Below are 16,822 nucleotides of genomic sequence, written 5' to 3'. Positions count from 1 at the left end.
TGGAGCCTGCCGGCTTGCCCCTGCAAGCCTCCGGTTGCAGCCGGACGCACCCAGCAGGCCGGCCCATCCTCATGAACGAGCCAGAATCCGGAAGGGGCGCACAGCCCGCGTCACTCCGCGGGAAGCATGGTCCGGAAGAAGATCTCCGCGCCCTCGCGCAGCACCTCGCCGGCGCGCTTGCCGCCGAGATAAGGCAGGCTCGACCAGGCGCCGTCGAACATCATGGCGAGCAGCTCGCCCAGCAGCTGCGGGTTCTCCGCGCCGGCCTCGCGCGAGAGCTCGACCAGGTTGTTGCACACGCGCGCCTTGAAGGCGGCCACGATGCGGTGGGTCGGGTGGTCCGGGTCAGGGAACTCGGCCTGGGCGAGGAGCATCGGGCAGCCGCGGTAGTCCGGCGTCTCCAGCTTCCGGGCGATGGCGTCGAAGAGCGCGCGGAGCTTGGCCATGGGGGTCTTCGCGTCGGCCGTGACCTCGGCGAACCAGGCGTCGTACTCCTCGGCGTCCTCCTGGAGGATGGCGGCGATCAGCGCATCCTTGCTGGGATAGGCGCGGTAGAGGCTCATCTTCGTCGCTTCCGCGACGCGACAGACCTCTTCCACGCCGGTGGCGCGAATGCCCTGACGATAGAACAGGTCCTTGGCGGCGCTCTGGATGCGCTGCGCGGCTTTCGGCTTGCTGGCCGTGGCCTCGGACATGATGACCAAACTCCTTTCCTAGAATGCCTGCCCCTTGAAAATTCTGCGGTGCAGCAAACATTCCCCCTTGATGAGACTGACCGGTCACTTCTATATGGGGACGAACCGGTCGGTCACATCCGTCCTCGGAGAATGGCTATGTCGATCCAGCAAATCAAGTCCCCTGAGGCTCAGCAGAGCGTGAATATGAACGAAACCCCTTGGTTCTCCTGGCTTTCGCGGACGCTCGCGACAGGGACGGGACGTGCTGCACAGGGTGTCGCGGCCCTGGCCATCGCGGCCAATCTGACGGCCACGCAGCCGGCCCTGGCGCAGGGCGCGCCGGCCGCCCCGCCCGTCACGGTCGCCAATCCCGTCTCCCGCTCCATCCAGCAATGGGACGAGCACACCGCCCGCATCGAGCCGCTGGCCCGGGTCGAGATCCGGCCGCGCGTCTCCGGCCAGGTGATGGAGGTCCACTTCCAGGACGGCGCCACCGTCAAGGCCGGCGACCTCCTCTTCACCCTCGACCAGCGGCCCTTCCAGATCGCCGTCGCCAGCGCCCGCGCCGAGGTGGCCCGCAACGAGGCGCGCGTGACCGTCGCCGAGCAGCAGGTGAACCGCTACGCGCCCCTGGTCGCGCAGCGCTTCTCCTCGCAGGCGGACATGGATGAGCGGCGCAGCACGCTGCGCGAGGCCCAGGCCGGCCTCGCCGCCGCCCGCGCCACGCTGAGCCAGGCCGAGCTGGACCTGGAGTTCTCCCAGGTCCGCGCCCCGCGCGCCGGCCGCATCAGCGACCGCCGCGTGGATGCCGGCAACCTCGTCCAGCAGAACCAGACGCTGATGACCACGCTGGTCGCCCTCGACCAGGTCTATGCGGTCTTCGACGCGAGCGAGGCGCAGTACCTGCGCTATGCCCGCGCCGCCCGCGGCGGCATGCGCCCCGACGGCACGCAGCAGGCCACGCCCGTGCAACTGCGCCTGCTGGACGAGACGGAGTTCAACCATGCGGGCCAGCTCGACTTCGTGGACAGCGTCTTCGACGCGCGCAGCGGCACCATCCGCGGCCGCGCCGTGGTGGCCAATCCCGACTTCCTGCTGACGCCCGGCAGCTTCGCCCGCCTGCGGCTCTTCGTCGGCGATAGCGACGCCGTGATGATCCCCGATTCGGCGATCCTCGCCGACCAGGGCGGCCGCATGGTGCTGACGGTGACGCCGGAGAACACGGTGGCGCCGAAGCCGGTGCAGCTGGGACAGCTGGTGGACGGGCTGCGGGTGATCCGCTCCGGCCTGACGGCGCAGGACCGCGTGATCATCGGCGGCCTGCACCGCGCCCGCCCCGGCGCGGCGGTGACCGCGCAGCAGGGGCGCATCGGGCCGAGCCCGCTCGCCTCGGCCGACTGACGACAGCCTCCCGGGGGCCGGCCTGAACGGGCCGGCCCTTCTGCCCCGCCATTCCGCGCCCGGACCGGCGCGAACCGCCGAGCGCGTGCCCGGCACCTGAGAAAGAACACGAAGATGCGCTTAGCCCGTTTCTTCATCGACCGGCCCGTCTTCGCGGCGGTCCTGTCCATCGCGATCACGCTGATCGGCGCGATCGCGGCCACCCGCCTGCCCATCGGCGAGTTTCCCGAGATCGCGCCCCCCACCGTGCAGGTCACCGCGCTCTATCCCGGCGCCTCGGCGGAGACCATCGCCTCCACCGTCGCCGGCCCGATCGAGCAGGAGATCAACGGCGTCGACGGGATGCTCTATGTCTCCTCGCAATCGACGGGCGACGGTCGCCTCAACATCAGCGTCGTCTTCCGCCAGGGCGTGAACGCCGACCAGGCGCAGGTGCTGGTGCAGAACCGCGTCGCCATCGCCGAGCCGCGGCTCCCCGAGGACGTGCGGCGCCTGGGCGTGACCGTGAAGAAGGCCTCGCCGGACTTCCTCATGGTCGTGCACATGCTCTCGCCCGACGGCAGCCGCAGCCCGGAATACGTCTCCAACTACGCGACGCTGACCATCAAGGACCGTCTCGCGCGGCTTGAGGGCGTCGGTGACGCGCAGGTCTTCGGCGCCCGCGACTACGCCATGCGCGTCTGGCTGGATCCCGACCGCGTCGCAGCCCGCGGCATGTCGGCCGGCGACGTCGTCGCCGCCCTGCAGCGTGCCAACGTGCAGGTCGCGGCCGGCGCCATCGGCCAGGCCCCGCGCGCCAATGCCGCCGGCGCCTTCGAGATCGCGCTGCAGGCGCAGGGCCGTCTGGCCTCGCCCGAGCAGTTCGACGAGCAGGTGATCGGCACCGGCGCGGGCGGCGCGCCCATCCGGCTGCGCGACGTGGCGCATACCGAGATCGGCGCGAACGACTACACCATCAACGCGCTGCTCGATAACCGCGTGGCGGTTGGCATCGGCGTCTTCCAGCGGCCGGGCAGCAACGCGCTCGCCACCGCGGCCGCCATCCGCGCCACGATGGAGGAGGCCGCGCGCAGCTTCCCGAGCGGCATCGCCTACGACATCGTCTACGACCCGACGCGCTTCATCGCCCAGAGCATGGACGCGGTGCTGCACACCTTCATCGAGGCGATCGTCCTGGTCGTCCTGGTGGTGGTCCTCTTCCTGCAGAACTGGCGCGCGGCGGTCATCCCGCTGCTGGCCATCCCGGTCTCGATCATCGGCACCTTCGCCATCCTTCTGGCGATGGGCTTCACGCTGAACTCGCTCACCATGTTCGGCCTGATCCTGGCCATCGGCATCGTCGTCGACGACGCGATCGTCGTGGTGGAGAACGCCGAGCGCCACATGGCCCTCGGGCTCTCGCCGCTGGAGGCCGCGCGCAAGACCATGGACGAGGTGGGCTTCGCGCTCATCGCCATCGCCATGGTGCTGGTCGCGGTCTTCGTGCCGACGGCCTTCATCAGCGGCATCTCGGGCGCCTTCTACAAGCAGTTCGCGGTGACCATCTCGGTCGCCACGGTGCTGTCCGCGATCGTCTCGCTGACGCTCTCGCCGGCGCTGGCCGCGCTGCTGCTGAAGCCGCACGGGCATGGCAAGCCGAACCGGCTGTTCCTGCCGATCACGCTGTTCTTCCGCGGCTTCAACTGGTTCTTCGACAAGCTCTCCTTCGGCTATGGCGGGCTGACACGGAAGCTGGTGCGGCTGCCGGTGATCCTGCTGATCCTCTATGCCGGCCTGCTGGGCGCCACGGCGCGCCAGGTGCTGGTGACGCCGACCGGCCTGATCCCGCCGCTGGATCGCGGCTACCTCATCGCCGCCTTCCAGCTGCCGCCCGGCTCCAGCCTCAGCCGCACGGACGAGGTGATCCGCCGCGCCTCGGACGCCATCGCGCAGGTGCCGGGCGTCGCCAACTCCATCGCCTTCGTGGGTCTGGACGGCGCGACCTTCACCAACGCCCCGAACACGGGCGTGGTCTTCGCCGGCCTGAAGTCCTTCGAGGAGCGCACGCATCTCGGCGTCACGGCCAACTCGATCCTGGCCGAGATCCAGCGGCGCGTGGCGGGCGAGGACGCGGCGATGGTGCTGGTGATCCCGCCTCCGCCGGTGCCGGGCATCGGCACCGGCGGCGGCTTCAAGCTCATGATCCAGGACCGCGCCGGCCGCGGTCCGCAGGAGCTCGAGCGCGTCACCCAGCAGGTGGTCGGCGCGGCCTTCCGCACGCCGGGCATCGCCTTCGCCTTCAGCCTGTTCAACACCTCCACCCCGCAGATCCGGGCGGATATCGACCGTCCCCGCGCGGAGATGATCGGCCTGCCCATCTCGCGTATCCATGAGGCGATGAGCATCTACATGGGCTCGGCTTTCGTGAACGACTTCAACCTGCTGGGCCGCACCTGGCGCGTCACGGCGCAGGCCGACCAGCAGCACCGCATGTCCGTGGACGACATCGCGGCGCTGCGGGCGCGGACCGACAGCGGCGCCATGGTGCCGCTGGGCAGCGTCGCGACCTTCCACGAGACGGCCGGCCCCTATCGCGTGCCGCGCTACAACCTCTTTCCCGCGGCTGAGGTGCAGGGCGTGGCCATCCCCGGATACTCCACCGGCCAGGCGATCGCGGCCATGGAGAAGGTGATGCGCGAGAACCTGCCGGAGGGCTTCGGCTACGAGTGGACCGAGATCGCGCTGCAGGAGACGACGCAGGGCAACACGGCGCCGATCGCCTTCGGCCTCGCGGTGGTCTTCGTCTTCCTCGTGCTGGCGGCGATGTACGAGAGCTGGCTGCTGCCGCTGGCGGTGGTGCTGATCGCGCCGATGTCGGTGCTGGCGGCGCTGCTGGGCGTGCACCACGCCGGTCTCGACAACAACGTGCTGGTGCAGGTGGGCCTGGTGGTGCTCGTCGGCCTCGCGGCGAAGAACGCGATCCTGATCGTGGAGTTCGCCCGGGCGGCCGAGCATGAGGGCATGACGCGATGGGAGGCCGCCGCGGCTGCCGCCCGGACGCGCCTGCGCCCCATCCTGATGACGTCGCTGGCCTTCATCCTGGGCGTGCTGCCGCTCACGGTGGCGACGGGCGCCGGCGCGGAGATGCGCCAGAGCCTGGGCACCGCGGTGTTCTACGGCATGCTGGGCGTGACGCTCTTCGGCCTGCTCTTCACGCCAGTCTTCTATGTGGTCGCGCAGAAGCTGGCGGGGAGCGGGAAGAAGAAGGCGGCCGCGGCGATCGAGCATACCGCCGAGGCGTGACGCCACGGCTCGGCCGCCGTCCTCGGGCGGCGGCCGAGCGGCCTACATGTCGATGACGAAATCGACGACGGCGCGCGGGGCGAAGCCTCCCGAGTGGATCTCCTTGGAGAACTCCTTCGGTTCGGGCGAGCCGGCCTCGATGCGCTTGCCGGTGGCTTTGATCGTATAGGTCTTCTCGGTGCTCACGGTCCGCCCGCCATAGTTCGGGTAGCGCATGGCGTCGGCGGTGAAGGCTTCCACCAGTTTTTCCCACAAGGTCTTCTCGCCCAGGGTGCCGGCGAGGACGGGCCCTGTCGGGGCGGCCGCATCCTCCTCGATCTTGATATCCACCGGGCCGATGGCCTGGACGCGCCGCACCCGGACCGAGAACCAGGCCTGCTTCTCGCTCAGCGGGGGCGGAGCCGGCTCGGCCTGCACGGGGTTGCGGATGCCGAGGCGCACCAGGATCGTGTTCACGCCGGAACTGCCGCCCGCGATGATCAGCGCGGAGAGGAAGGGCGAGATCCAGGCGCTCGTGCCGGGGCTGACGATGAGCCTTACCGCCCGCTCGAACGGGTCGTAGCCGGAGCTCCACACGACGATCAGCCCCACGCCGATCATGACCAGCGTCTTCACCGCCCGGTTGTTGAAGAGCATGCGGTAGACGCGCCACTGGAAGATCGTGTTCAGCGCGGATTCCACGAGCAGCACCACGATCGCCAGCGCGCCAAGCTCCTTGGTCAGCTGATCCATCTGAGGGGACGGATTGGCGGGAGGCGCCGGCTGCGCCCAGGCGGCCCCCGCGCCGAGTATCAGTGCCGCAAGCATCAGGGCGGACGCGACGACCCGGTATTTCATTCGATCTCTCCGTGAAGACACGAAATTGGCGGAGTTTTTCTGAAACTACATGAAGTAACGAATATCGACCGGAGAAAGGCAAGAAGAAATCCACCGCTTCCGCCGCGACAGGGATGACGCGCCGTTCGGGAGGCGCCTGGGCAGGCGCTTCCAGTCTGCTAGGCTCCGCCGAACGAGGTCGGGAGGACCGCCATGAACGTCACGCCGGAGATCGTCGCCCAGCTCGCGCCCAAGGGGGTGCTGCGCGCGGCCATCAACATGTCCAACTTCCTGCTGGTGAACGGCCGCAGCCCCGATGGCGGGCCGACCGGCGTCTCCCCCAGCATGGCCAAGGCCATCGCCGACCGGCTCGGCGTGCCGGTACAGTACGTGACCTACGCCAATCCGGGCCTGGCCGGCGACGCCGCCGGCACCGACGCCTGGGACATCGTCAACATCGGCGCCGAGCCGCAGCGCGCCGAGAAGATCGCCTTCACCAACGCCTATGCCGAGATCGAGTGCACCTACCTGGTGCCCGCCGGCTCACCCATCACCGCGATCGACCAGGTGGACCGGCCCGGCATCCGCATCGCCGTCTCGGCCCGCGCGGCCTACGACCTCTGGCTGGAGCGCAACATCAAGCAGGCGACGCTGGTCCGCGGCCAGGGCCTCGACGCCACCGTGCAGCTGTTCGCCGAGCAGAAGCTGGAGGTCCTCGCCGGCCTGCGCCCGCGCCTGCTCACCGACGCCGAGTTCTTCCCGGGATCGCGCATCCTGGACGGCAACTTCATGGCGGTGCAGCAGGCCGTCGGCACGCTGCGCGGCAAGCCCGCCGCCGAGGCCTTCCTCCGCGACTTCGTGGAGGAGGCGAAGCGGTCCGGCCTCGTCGCCCGCTTCATCCAGGAGCACCAGGTGAGGGGGCTTTCTGTCGCGCCTGTCGCGTGACACCTGAATTGCCGTAGCGTCACCTCCCGGAAAATGCTGGACTTGGCATGTATCCGGCCTGTGGACATTCAGGCCCGGGATGCGGTCGGCCAGGGACTTTTCCTGCCTGCGAGCCCAAGGCGGCAGGCGCGGAAAGCGCCGCCGAACGCGCCCGCAGCCTGAATGCCCGCAGGCCGCCAGGGAGGGAACATGACGAATTATCTCGCCACGCTGCCGGCCTTCCTGACGTGGTTTCCGGTCTGCGCGATCCTGCTGGCCGGCTTTGCCGCGATCTACATCCGGGTGACGCCCTGGGCCGAGCTCCGGCTGATCCGCGCCGGCAACATCGCCGCGGCGGTGAGCTTCTCCGGCGCCCTCCTCGGCTACTCGCTCGTCGTGGCCTCGGTGATGCTGCACGCGGTGAGCCGGGTGGACCTCCTCGTCTGGGGGATCGTCGGCCTCGTCGTGCAGGTCGCCGCCTTCTATGTCGCGCGGTTGCTGCTGGGCGAGGACCTGCCCCACCGGATGGAGGAGGGGCAGCTCTCCTCCGGCATCATGCTGGCTTCGACCTCGGTCTCGGCCGGTACGCTCAACGCCGCCACCATGGCCTTCTGAGGGAGGTTCACATGCGCCGTTCCACCGTCGTCACGCTCACCATCCTCGCCGCCGCCTCGGGTGCCGCAGTCGCAGTCTATGCCTTCAGCGGCGGCGACGACCTCGACTCCACCGACTACGTCGTCACCGACGAGGCCTCCTGCACCGCCCGCTACGGCTCCGACGCCCAGGCGGATTGCCAGCAGACCTTCCGGCAGGCGCGGCAGCAGCACCTCGCCTCGGCGCCGCGCTACGCGACGGTCGAGGAATGCCGCGAGGCCACCGGCAACGATTGCGAAACCACGCCGGCCAGCCGCCCCGCCGACAAGACCCTGCTGACCGCGGGCGCCGTCGGCGCGGCGGTCGCGATCCCGGTGCTCGCCGGCGTGCTGGTGGGGCGGATGATGGACAACGGCCAGGGCCGCGTGACCTCGCCGCTCTATGCCGGCCGCCCGCCCGGCGAATGCCAGCCGGGCATGCCGTCGCAGCCCGGTGCCCCCGCCTGCGCGCCCCGCAGTTCGTCCTCGTCGTCGTCGGGCAGCAGCGGCGGCCGCTTCTACTACAGCGGCACCAGCTATGCCGGCACCACGAGCAACACCGTCTCGCGCGGCGGCTCCGCGGCCTTCACGGCCTCGCCCGACATGGCGCGGACCATCTCCACCGGCTCCGGCAGCTCGGCGATGGGGCGGGCGAGCACGGCGGCGATCTCGCGCGGCGGCTTCGGCGCCTCGGCGCGCGGCTTCAGCAGCAGCAGCTGATGGAGCGCTTCGAGACCGCGCCGCGGACGGGCTGGCAGGCCAGGCTGGAGGAGGTGGGCCTGACCTACCACTCCAACGGCGCGGAGCCGCAGCCCGGCACGGATGGCGGGCTGTGGTGGCACGAGGCGTCGCACTGGCGGCTCACCTCCGCCGAGGTGGACCTGCTGGACGACGCGACCTCGGAGCTGCACGCCCGCTGCCTCGACGCGGTGGACTTCCTGGTGAACCGCGAGCCCGGGCAGCTGCAGGAGCTCTTCGGCCTGCCGGACTGGATGGCCGACTACCTCCGCCGCTCCTGGATGCGCGGCGACCCCACGCTGATGGGCCGCTTCGACCTCGCCTTCGACGACCGCGCCGGCGTGGTGAAGATGCTGGAGTACAACGCCGACACGCCGACCCTCGCCATCGAGACGGCCGTCGCGCAGTGGTTCTGGCTGCAGGACACGCATCCCGATTCCGACCAGTTCAACTCGCTGCACGAGAAGCTGCTGGCCGCCTTCCGCGAGCTTGCCCCGCGCGTGCAGGGAAAGCCCGTCCACTTCGCCGCCTTCGAGGACAGCGCGGAGGAATGGGCGCATGCGACCTACTACCGCGACCTCGCGGAGCAGGCCGGCATCCGCACCGTGGCGATCGACATCCACCGCATCGGCTGGAACGGCGTGCAGTTCATGGACGAGGCCGACCAGCGCATCCACTTCCTGCACAAGCTCTACCCGTGGGAGTGGGTGGAGCGCGACGCCTTCGGGCCGAACCTGGCCTCGGATTCCTGCGGCGTGTTGGAGCCGCCCTGGAAGGCGGTGCTGTCCGACAAGATGATCATGGCCGTGCTCTGGCGGCTCTTCCCGGGCCATCCGAACCTGCTGGAGACGGTGCCGGGCCGCGTGGCGCTGGACGGCGCCTATGTGCAGAAGCCTTGCCTCGGGCGCGAGGGCGCGAACATCACAATGCGGCAGGGCGGGCTGACCGTGGCCTCGACCGAGGGCCCCTATGGCGGCGACACCGTGCGCTTCGTGACGCAGGCCATGGCCACGCTGCCTCAGCGCGACGGGTGGAAGGCGCTGATCGGCTCCTGGATCGTCGGGGCGGAATCGGCGGGGATCATCATCCGCGAGAGCCGGCAGGCCATCATGCGGGACACGAGCCGGGTGGTGCCGCATTATTTCTGATGCCCATGTGCTGGGCATGCACTCGCCTTCGGTTCATGTGCTGGCCAATGCCCTCTGGCTCTGCTCCTCCTTCACGGCGGCGATCTCCCCCATCATGCGGGAAAACGCATCGAGGGCCTTCGCCGCCTCATCGTCCTTTCTGAGCTGACCGTCGAAGGTCTTCAGCACTATGGCCAGCGCGTCCTCGATACGGCCGAGCTGCTTGCCGTAGCTGGCCACCTTCGTCAGGACGGCCGCTTCGACCCTCGGCTCCGAGGAGGCGCCCATGTTGATGGTGTAGTTCACCAACCCGAGCTGGCTGCCTATCGGATTGAAAAGGAATGTCCACGGCAGGATCGACTGCTGAACGTCTCCTGACAGGGGCAGTCTGAAGTCGGCCATCACATGCTCCCTTAATATCTGCGATGAAGGACGTTATCGCAGATATGACCGGTGAGCGGGCGTTGTGTCGTCCGGGGGGCCGCTACTGCGCGGGCACGGCCGCCATCTCCGCGTGGATCTCCGACAGGATCGTGAAGGACCGCTTGCGCGCCTCCGGATCGTGGATCTGCGCGGTCACCATCAGCTCGTCGGCGCCGGTCCGCTCGATGAACTCGGCGAGCTGCCGCCGCACCGTCTCCCGCGCGCCCACGAAGGAGCAGGAGAGCGTGCTGCGCAGCACCCGCTGCGCATAGGGATCGAGCGATTCCTCGAAGCCCTCCAAGGGCCGTGGCAGCTTGCCCGGCTGTCCTGTGCGCAGGTTGTAGAAGGCCTGCTGCTGCGAGGAGAACAGCAGTTTCGCCTCCGCATCCGTCTCCGCCGCGAAGACGCCGCAGCCGAGCATCAGGTACGGCTTTTCCAGCTTCCCGACAGGCTTGAAGCGCTCGCGATAGATCGCCGCGGCCTCCATTATCTGCTGTGGCGCGAAATGCGAGGCGAAGGCATAGGGCAGCCCCAGCATCGCCGCGAGCTGCGCGCCATAGGTGCTGGAGCCCAGGATCCAGAACTCCATCTCCAGCCCCGCGCCCGGCACCGCCTGAATGGCCTGCCCCGGCACCGCGGGTTTGAAATATTCCATCAGCTCCACGACATCCCGGGGAAACTCGTCCGGCCCGGTGCCGAGGTTGCGCCGCAGCGCGCGCATGGTGTTCTGGTCCGTGCCGGGCGCCCGTCCGAGCCCGAGGTCGATCCGCCCCGGATGCAGCGCCGCCAGCGTGCCGAACTGCTCGGCGATGATCAGCGGCGCATGGTTCGGCAGCATGATGCCGCCGGCGCCGAGCCGGATGGTCGAGGTGTGGGTCGCCACATGGGCCAGCGCCACCGCCGTCGCGGCGCTGGCGATGCCGGGCATGTTGTGGTGCTCGGCCATCCAGTAGCGGCGATAGCCCAGCGCCTCCACGTGATGCGCCAGGTCGGCCGAGTTGCGCAGCGCGTCGCCGGCGCTGCTGCCATCGGGGACGGGGGAGAGGTCGAGGACGGAGAGCGCGGTCATGCCTGCGATATAGGAGCCGATCGTCCGGGTGGAAGGCGCGGCCTCCCGCAATGGGCATGTTCAGGAAACCCTGCCGCCCTTGCATCGTTCGCATGAAGCCTGCCCCCTGGGGTAAACGATCGGAGGAAGCGACCCATTTCACGGACCGATGGTTCGCCATACGGATTGCTGATGCCCGAACCACAAGCCGAGGCCCGCGTGGAAGAGGTGGCGCGCACCGCGCCGCCGCCGCCCGAGGGCTCGCACCCCGCCCATGCGGTGAGCCGCGTGGCGCTGCTCGCCGACGGCGACGCGGCCTTCGCCGCGCGGGTGGCCTCGGCGCGCTCGGCGGCCCGCACGCTCGACCTGCAATACTACCTCTGGCACGGCGACGTGACCGGCCGGCTGATGGCGCGCGAGGCCCTGATGGCGGCCGATCGCGGCGTGCGCGTGCGCATCCTCATCGACGACCTCTACGGCATAGGGCGCGAGCGGGACATCGCCTCCCTGAGCGGCCATCCCCGCATCTCGCTGCGCTGGTTCAACACCTCGCACTGGGGCCATTGGGGGTGGCTCGGGCTGCTGCTGGAATTTGCCTTCGGCAGCTGGCACCTCAACCGGCGCATGCACAACAAGGCCTGGATCGCCGATAGCGAGACCGTGATCTGCGGCGGCCGCAACATCGGCGACCGCTATTTCGACGCCCCGGCCGACTTCAATTTCCGTGATCTCGACGTCTCGGTGCAGGGTCCGGCGGCCGAGGAGGCGACGGCGCTCTTCGAATCCTACTGGCGCAGCCCGCTGGCCCGGCCTCTGCGCCGGCTGCCGCGCATGCGCACGCGGAAATCGGCGCTGAAGAAGCTGCGCCGCAAGCTGGAGGCCGCCGCCGCCTCGCCCGAGGCGCTGGAGGTGCTGGAGGCCGCGCGGAACGTCGCCGCGCCCGTCGGGATCGAGATCGCCAACGACGCCATCCGTATCCTCGCCGATCCGCCGGAGAAGGTGCGGGGACGCGAGCCCAGCGTCATCGCCCCGGTCGTGCACGACCTGCTGGCCTCCGCGAAGCGCGAGGCGCTGCTCATCTCGCCCTATTTCGTGCCGGGCGAGGCGGGCACGGAGGAGCTGATCGCGCTGCGGCGGCGCGGCGTGCGCGTCTCGGTCGTCACCAACTCGCTGGCGGCGACCGACGTGGTCGCGGTCCATGGCGGCTACGTGCGCTACCGCGAGCGGCTGCTGGCCGAGGGCGTGGAGATCCACGAGCTCAAGGCCATCGGCGAGCCCAGGGCCGGCGTCTTCGGCTCGCGCGGTGCGAGCCTGCACACCAAGGCGGTGCTGGTGGATGACGGGCCGGTGCTGGTCGGCTCCTTCAACCTCGACCCGCGCTCGATCGCGCTGAACACCGAGATGGGCGTGCTGGTGCACCACGCCGCGCTGGCCCGGATGGTGCGGCGGCAATTCCGCCGGCTGGCCGCGCCGGTGCGGAGCTGGAAGCTCGCGCTGGTGAAGGGGCGGCTGGTCTGGGAGGGCTGCAACGGCTCCGAGCCCGACTCGACCTTCCGGCGGCGCTGCCTCGCCTGGCTGGTGCGCTGGCTGCCCGTGGAATCCCAGCTCTGACGGAGCTCAGGCCTTCTCGATCGACCCGCCGGCGTCGACCCAGCCCTTGAAGCCGCCGAGGTTGCGGACATTGTCGTAGCCCATGTCCTTGAGCGTCTTCAGCACCAACGCCGAACGCCCGCCCGACGCGCAATAGGCCACCACGGTCTTCGCCCGGTCGAAATTCGCATCGTGCAGGGGCGAGGCCGGATCGGCACGGAACTCGACCAGTCCACGGGGGATGGTCAGCGCGCCCGGCACCTTGCCTGAGACCGCGACCTCGTTCGGCTCCCGCACATCGAGGAAGACGACATCCGGCCGGCCCACCAGGCCCTTGGCTTCGTCGGGAGAGATCCGGGGCACGGCGGCCTCGGCTTCGGCGAGCATCTGCTGGACGCTCAGGACCATGGGTCTTCCTCCGTGGGTTATGCCAGGGAGGCTAGGGCAAGGCGCGGGGCTAGTCGATCAGCTCGACCCGCCCCGTGGCGAGGTCGTAGACCCCGCCCACCACGCGCAGCTCGCCGCGCTCGACCATCCCGGCCAGGATCGGCTGCGCGGTGCGCAGCATCTCCACATGGTACTTCACATTGGCGAGCATCGCGCGGTGGTTCAGGTCCTCGCCGGGCTCCGCGAGCACGGGGCGGATTCCGGGCGCCATGGCGTCCACCAGATGGCCGATATGGCCCGGATAGGTCTCGCCGGTCTGCAGGGACCGCACCGTGGCCTCCACCGCGCCACAGCTGGTGTGGCCCAGCACCATGATGAGCTTCACGCCCAGCATGGCGGCGCTGAACTCGAGGCTCCCGAGCCCCTTCTCCGTCACGAAATTCCCGGCGACGCGCACGATGAAGAGGTCGCCCGGCCCCCGGTCGAAGACCATCTCGGCCAGGACGCGCGAATCCGAGCAGCCGATGATGGAGGCGAAGGGCGCCTGGCCCAACGCGCGGCTGGGGCGGCCGGCGGAGTAGTCGCGCTCCATGGGCTCGTTCGCGACGTAGCGGGCATTGCCCTCCATCAGGAGGCGCAGCGCGTCGTCGGGCGTGCCGGCGGCCGAGCGCGGGGGCTCGGCCACGGCCTCGGCCGGGGGAATGGCCGGCCCGCGCCCCTCGTCATGGGGCGCGGCCGCCGCGCGGCGCCATCGCCCCGCCTTCGCGCAGATCGCACACATCCTGCAACTCCTCGGAATCGTCAGTTCGTTCCGAACGCATTCCAACCTGGGGACGTGTGACAGCGCGTTGGGATGTTGGCGTCAATCCTCGACCCCAGCCTCGCGAGGCGGCAGGGGATCGCGCAACCCCTATTTCCGGACGGGTGCCGGCTGGCCTTCGCAATTGGCTAAATTCGAATCCACATGGCCCCAGCGCGGCGCCGAGGCGGTCCAGATGAAGCCCTCGGGCCGGCCGAGCTCGGGATCGTCCAGCGCACCCACGCGGACGACCATGACATCCGGCCGGGTCGCGGCCTCGCTGAAGAGGGGGGTGCCACATCTGGGGCAGAAGCTGCGGCGCATGGGCGTGCCGCTGTCGGCCAGGCTCTCATAGGCGGTGACCTCGCCCGTGCAGGCAAAGCCGGCCTTGCGGAAGATCACGTTGACCGTGGAATTGCCGGCGGCGAGGTACTGGCAGTCGCGGCACCAGCAGGCCCGGCGCACCATGGGCTCCTGGGCGAAGCTGAACTGCACGGCACCGCAGAGGCAGCGGCCGGTAACCGGTTCGCCCACGTCTCAGTCCTCCGTCTGGCGCCGCGCCAGGATCTCGCGCTTGCCGACGTGGTTGGCGGGGCTGACGATCCCCTCCTTCTCCATCTGCTCGATGAGCTTGGCCGCGCGGTTGTAGCCGATGTTCAGGTGCCGCTGGATGAAGCTGGTGCTGGCTTTTCCCTCGCGCGTCACGACATCGACGGCCTGGTCGAAGAGCGACTTGTCGGCATCCGAGGCGGCGGCGATGCCGGACAGGCCCGATTCGCCCTCCTCGTCCACCTCGGTGACCTCCTCGACATAGTCGGGCTCGCCCTGCTCGCGCAGCCAGTTGGTGATCTCCTCGACCTCGCTGTCCTTCACGAAGGGGCCGTGCACGCGGGTCATGCGGCCGCCGCCGGGCAGGAAGAGCATGTCGCCCTGGCCCAGCAGCTGCTCCGCGCCCTGCTCGCCGAGGATGGTGCGGCTGTCGATCTTGCTCGTGACCTGGAAGGAGATGCGCGTCGGGAAGTTCGCCTTGATGGTGCCGGTGATGACGTCCACGGACGGCCGCTGCGTCGCCATGATGACGTGGATGCCCGCCGCGCGCGCCATCTGCGCGAGGCGCTGCACCGCGGCCTCGATCTCCTTGCCGGCGACGATCATCAGGTCCGCCATCTCGTCGATGACGACGACGATCATCGGCAGCTTCTGCAGCGAGAGCGCCTGATCCTCGAAGACGGGCTTGTTGGTCTCCGGGTCGAAGCCGGTCTGCACGCGGCGCGTCAGCAGCTCGCCGCGGGCGAGTGCCGCCGAGACCTTCTCGTTGTAGCCGGCGATGTTGCGCACGCCGATCTGGCTCATCGCGCGGTAGCGGCGCTCCATCTCGCGCACGGTCCACTTCAGCGCGCCGATGGCCTTGGGCGGCTCGGTCACGACGGGCGCCAGCAGGTGCGGGATGCGGTCGTAGACCGACAGCTCCAGCATCTTCGGGTCGATCATGATGAAGCGGCATTCCGAGGGGCTGTGCTTGTAGAGCAGCGAGAGGATCATCGTGTTGATCCCCACCGACTTGCCCGAGCCCGTGGTGCCCGCGATCAGCAGGTGCGGCATGCGCGCGAGGTCGGCGATGATCGGCGCCCCGCCGATGTCCTTGCCGAGGATGAGCGGCAGCGCGCTCGTGTTCCGCTGGTACTCGTCCGAGGCCAGCATCTCCCGCAGGTAGACCGTCTCGCGCTTCACGTTGGGCATCTCGATGCCCATCACGCTGCGGCCCGGCACGGTGGCGATGCGCACGGCCACCACGCTCATGCTGCGCGCGATGTCGTCGGCGAGGCCGATGACGCGCGAGGACTTGGTGCCCGGCGCCGGCTCCAGCTCGTAGAGCGTGACCACGGGGCCGGGCCGGATCTCGGTGATCGCGCCGTTCACGCCGTAGTCGTTCAGCACCTGCTCCAGCATGCGGGCATTGGCCTGCAGCGCCTCGGCGGAGGGGCCGCCGGGCGGGCGGGGCGGGGTGGGGGCCAGCAGGTCGAGCGAGGGGGTGCGCCAGCCCTCGATGGGGAGGTCCAGCGAGGCCTGCTCGGGCACCGGCGCCTTGGCCTTGGCCGGCGTGGCCACGCGCGGCTGGCTGCGCGGCGCGGGGCGAACCTCCGGCTCTCGCTTCAGCGGCGGGCGCACCGGCTCGGCGGCGACGCGGTCCGCCTCCTGCAGCACGTCCATGAGGTCGGCCGCGGGCTCGATCCGGCGGCGGGCCATGAGGTTCTTCGTGCCGCGGCCCATCCAGAGGAAGGGGCGGAGCAGGTGGTGCCGCTTGCGCACGCCGAACTCGGCCGCGCTGCCCATGCCGCGCGAGGCGGCGACGGCCGAGACGCGCGCGGCGCGGCGCCACTCGCCCGGCGAGAAGCCGAAGGCGATGTAGACCAGCACCGCGGTCAGGCCGCCGGTGATGAGCTGGGTCGTGAGGCGGCCGAGCGGGCCGAAGGCGCCCTCCAGCCCGTTCAGCAGCGCCTCGGCGACCAGCGGCCCGGCCGCGCCGCCGTCGGCGCCGGGCAGGAGCGCGAGCAGCGCGGCGAAGAGCGGCGTCGCCAGCAGCAGCGCCGCGATGCGCGCCGGCAGCAGGCTCACGCCGCGATGTGTCGCCATGCGCAGCGCCCAGCCCAGCAGCACCACGCCCGGCAGATAGGCGGCCCAGCCGCAGGCCTGCCAGAGGATGTCCGAGACAACGGCGCCCACGGGCCCGGCGAGGTTGGTCGGGCGCAGGCTGGTCGCAGTGGAGAGCGAAGGGTCGGCCGGGTTGTAGGTGCCGATGGCGACGAGCAGTGCCAGCCCGAGGAAGCCGAGCAGCAGCCCGCCCAGCTCGTTCGCACGGCGCCGGATCGCGGCCTTGACCGCGGGCGAGGCAAGACGCCCCAGCCCGGCGGCGGGGTCGGAAGGCTCGGCAAGTTCACGCGCCATTGCGGCCAGACCTCAGGGGGGAGGGGAACAGC

15 protein-coding genes are annotated in these 16,822 nt (G+C 70.0%); 7 read left to right on the top strand and 8 right to left on the bottom strand.

The features are described 5' to 3' along the window. Positions 1-110 precede the first annotated feature (110 nt). Positions 111-695, bottom strand: coding sequence for a TetR/AcrR family transcriptional regulator (locus AC1ROY_RS01230; RefSeq protein ID WP_493146414.1), 585 nt, complete (start codon positions 693-695; stop codon positions 111-113). A 186-nt stretch (positions 696-881) separates the two neighbouring features. Between AC1ROY_RS01230 and AC1ROY_RS01225 the strand changes: the two genes are divergently transcribed. Next, positions 882-2,078, top strand: a complete 1,197-nt coding sequence (locus tag AC1ROY_RS01225) for an efflux RND transporter periplasmic adaptor subunit (RefSeq protein WP_493146412.1) — start codon at positions 882-884, stop codon at positions 2,076-2,078. Positions 2,079-2,192: 114 nt separating this feature from the next. Beyond that, complete coding sequence (locus AC1ROY_RS01220; RefSeq protein ID WP_493146411.1) at positions 2,193-5,360, top strand: efflux RND transporter permease subunit; 3,168 nt, start codon at positions 2,193-2,195, stop codon at positions 5,358-5,360. A gap of 42 nt (positions 5,361-5,402) precedes the next feature. Here the strand turns inward: AC1ROY_RS01220 and AC1ROY_RS01215 are convergent, their stop codons facing one another. Then, on the bottom strand, positions 5,403-6,197 hold the full coding sequence (locus AC1ROY_RS01215; RefSeq protein WP_493146409.1) for a hypothetical protein: 795 nt from the start codon (positions 6,195-6,197) through the stop codon (positions 5,403-5,405). A gap of 192 nt (positions 6,198-6,389) precedes the next feature. Here AC1ROY_RS01215 and AC1ROY_RS01210 point away from each other — a divergent pair, with 192 nt between their 5' ends. The 4 genes from AC1ROY_RS01210 to AC1ROY_RS01195 all read left to right on the top strand — a co-directional run bounded on the left by AC1ROY_RS01210 (position 6,390) and on the right by AC1ROY_RS01195 (position 9,618). Beyond that, complete coding sequence (locus AC1ROY_RS01210; RefSeq protein WP_493146408.1) at positions 6,390-7,121, top strand: transporter substrate-binding domain-containing protein; 732 nt, start codon at positions 6,390-6,392, stop codon at positions 7,119-7,121. 189 nt (positions 7,122-7,310) lie between these two features. Next, the gene (locus AC1ROY_RS01205) at positions 7,311-7,715 is read left to right on the top strand and encodes a DUF350 domain-containing protein (protein ID WP_493146407.1); all 405 of its coding nucleotides are present in this window, start codon (positions 7,311-7,313) and stop codon (positions 7,713-7,715) included. Positions 7,716-7,726: 11 nt separating this feature from the next. Then, on the top strand, positions 7,727-8,452 hold the full coding sequence (locus tag AC1ROY_RS01200; protein WP_493146405.1) for a DUF1190 domain-containing protein: 726 nt from the start codon (positions 7,727-7,729) through the stop codon (positions 8,450-8,452). After that, entirely contained in the window at positions 8,452-9,618 is a 1,167-nt protein-coding gene (locus tag AC1ROY_RS01195; protein ID WP_493146404.1) for a glutathionylspermidine synthase family protein, read from the top strand. Before AC1ROY_RS01200 ends, AC1ROY_RS01195 begins: the two co-directional genes overlap by 1 nt. Positions 9,619-9,651: 33 nt before the next feature. On the opposite strand, the gene AC1ROY_RS01190 is transcribed toward AC1ROY_RS01195, so the two are convergent. Then, entirely contained in the window at positions 9,652-9,999 is a 348-nt protein-coding gene (locus tag AC1ROY_RS01190; protein WP_493146403.1) for a hypothetical protein, read from the bottom strand. An 82-nt stretch (positions 10,000-10,081) separates the two neighbouring features. Further along, positions 10,082-11,089, bottom strand: a complete 1,008-nt coding sequence (locus AC1ROY_RS01185) for an LLM class flavin-dependent oxidoreductase (RefSeq protein WP_493146401.1) — start codon at positions 11,087-11,089, stop codon at positions 10,082-10,084. A gap of 171 nt (positions 11,090-11,260) precedes the next feature. Here AC1ROY_RS01185 and AC1ROY_RS01180 point away from each other — a divergent pair, with 171 nt between their 5' ends. Then, entirely contained in the window at positions 11,261-12,679 is a 1,419-nt protein-coding gene (locus AC1ROY_RS01180; RefSeq protein WP_493146400.1) for a phospholipase D family protein, read from the top strand. A gap of 6 nt (positions 12,680-12,685) precedes the next feature. Here the strand turns inward: AC1ROY_RS01180 and AC1ROY_RS01175 are convergent, their stop codons facing one another. The 4 genes from AC1ROY_RS01175 to AC1ROY_RS01160 all read right to left on the bottom strand — a co-directional run bounded on the left by AC1ROY_RS01175 (position 12,686) and on the right by AC1ROY_RS01160 (position 16,790). After that, positions 12,686-13,066 (bottom strand): rhodanese-like domain-containing protein, encoded by a 381-nt coding sequence (locus tag AC1ROY_RS01175; protein ID WP_493146399.1) that lies wholly within the window; start codon positions 13,064-13,066, stop codon positions 12,686-12,688. A 49-nt stretch (positions 13,067-13,115) separates the two neighbouring features. Further along, positions 13,116-13,826 (bottom strand): carbonic anhydrase, encoded by a 711-nt coding sequence (locus AC1ROY_RS01170; protein WP_493146397.1) that lies wholly within the window; start codon positions 13,824-13,826, stop codon positions 13,116-13,118. Positions 13,827-13,955: 129 nt separating this feature from the next. Next, positions 13,956-14,378 (bottom strand): GFA family protein, encoded by a 423-nt coding sequence (locus AC1ROY_RS01165; RefSeq protein WP_493146396.1) that lies wholly within the window; start codon positions 14,376-14,378, stop codon positions 13,956-13,958. Positions 14,379-14,381: 3 nt separating this feature from the next. Continuing rightward, positions 14,382-16,790, bottom strand: coding sequence for an FtsK/SpoIIIE family DNA translocase (locus AC1ROY_RS01160; protein WP_493146394.1), 2,409 nt, complete (start codon positions 16,788-16,790; stop codon positions 14,382-14,384). Positions 16,791-16,822: the final 32 nt, after the last annotated feature.

The organism is Roseococcus sp. GW821-FHT12F05, from assembly GCF_058806835.1.
This window is presented reverse-complemented; position numbering and strand designations above follow the sequence as displayed.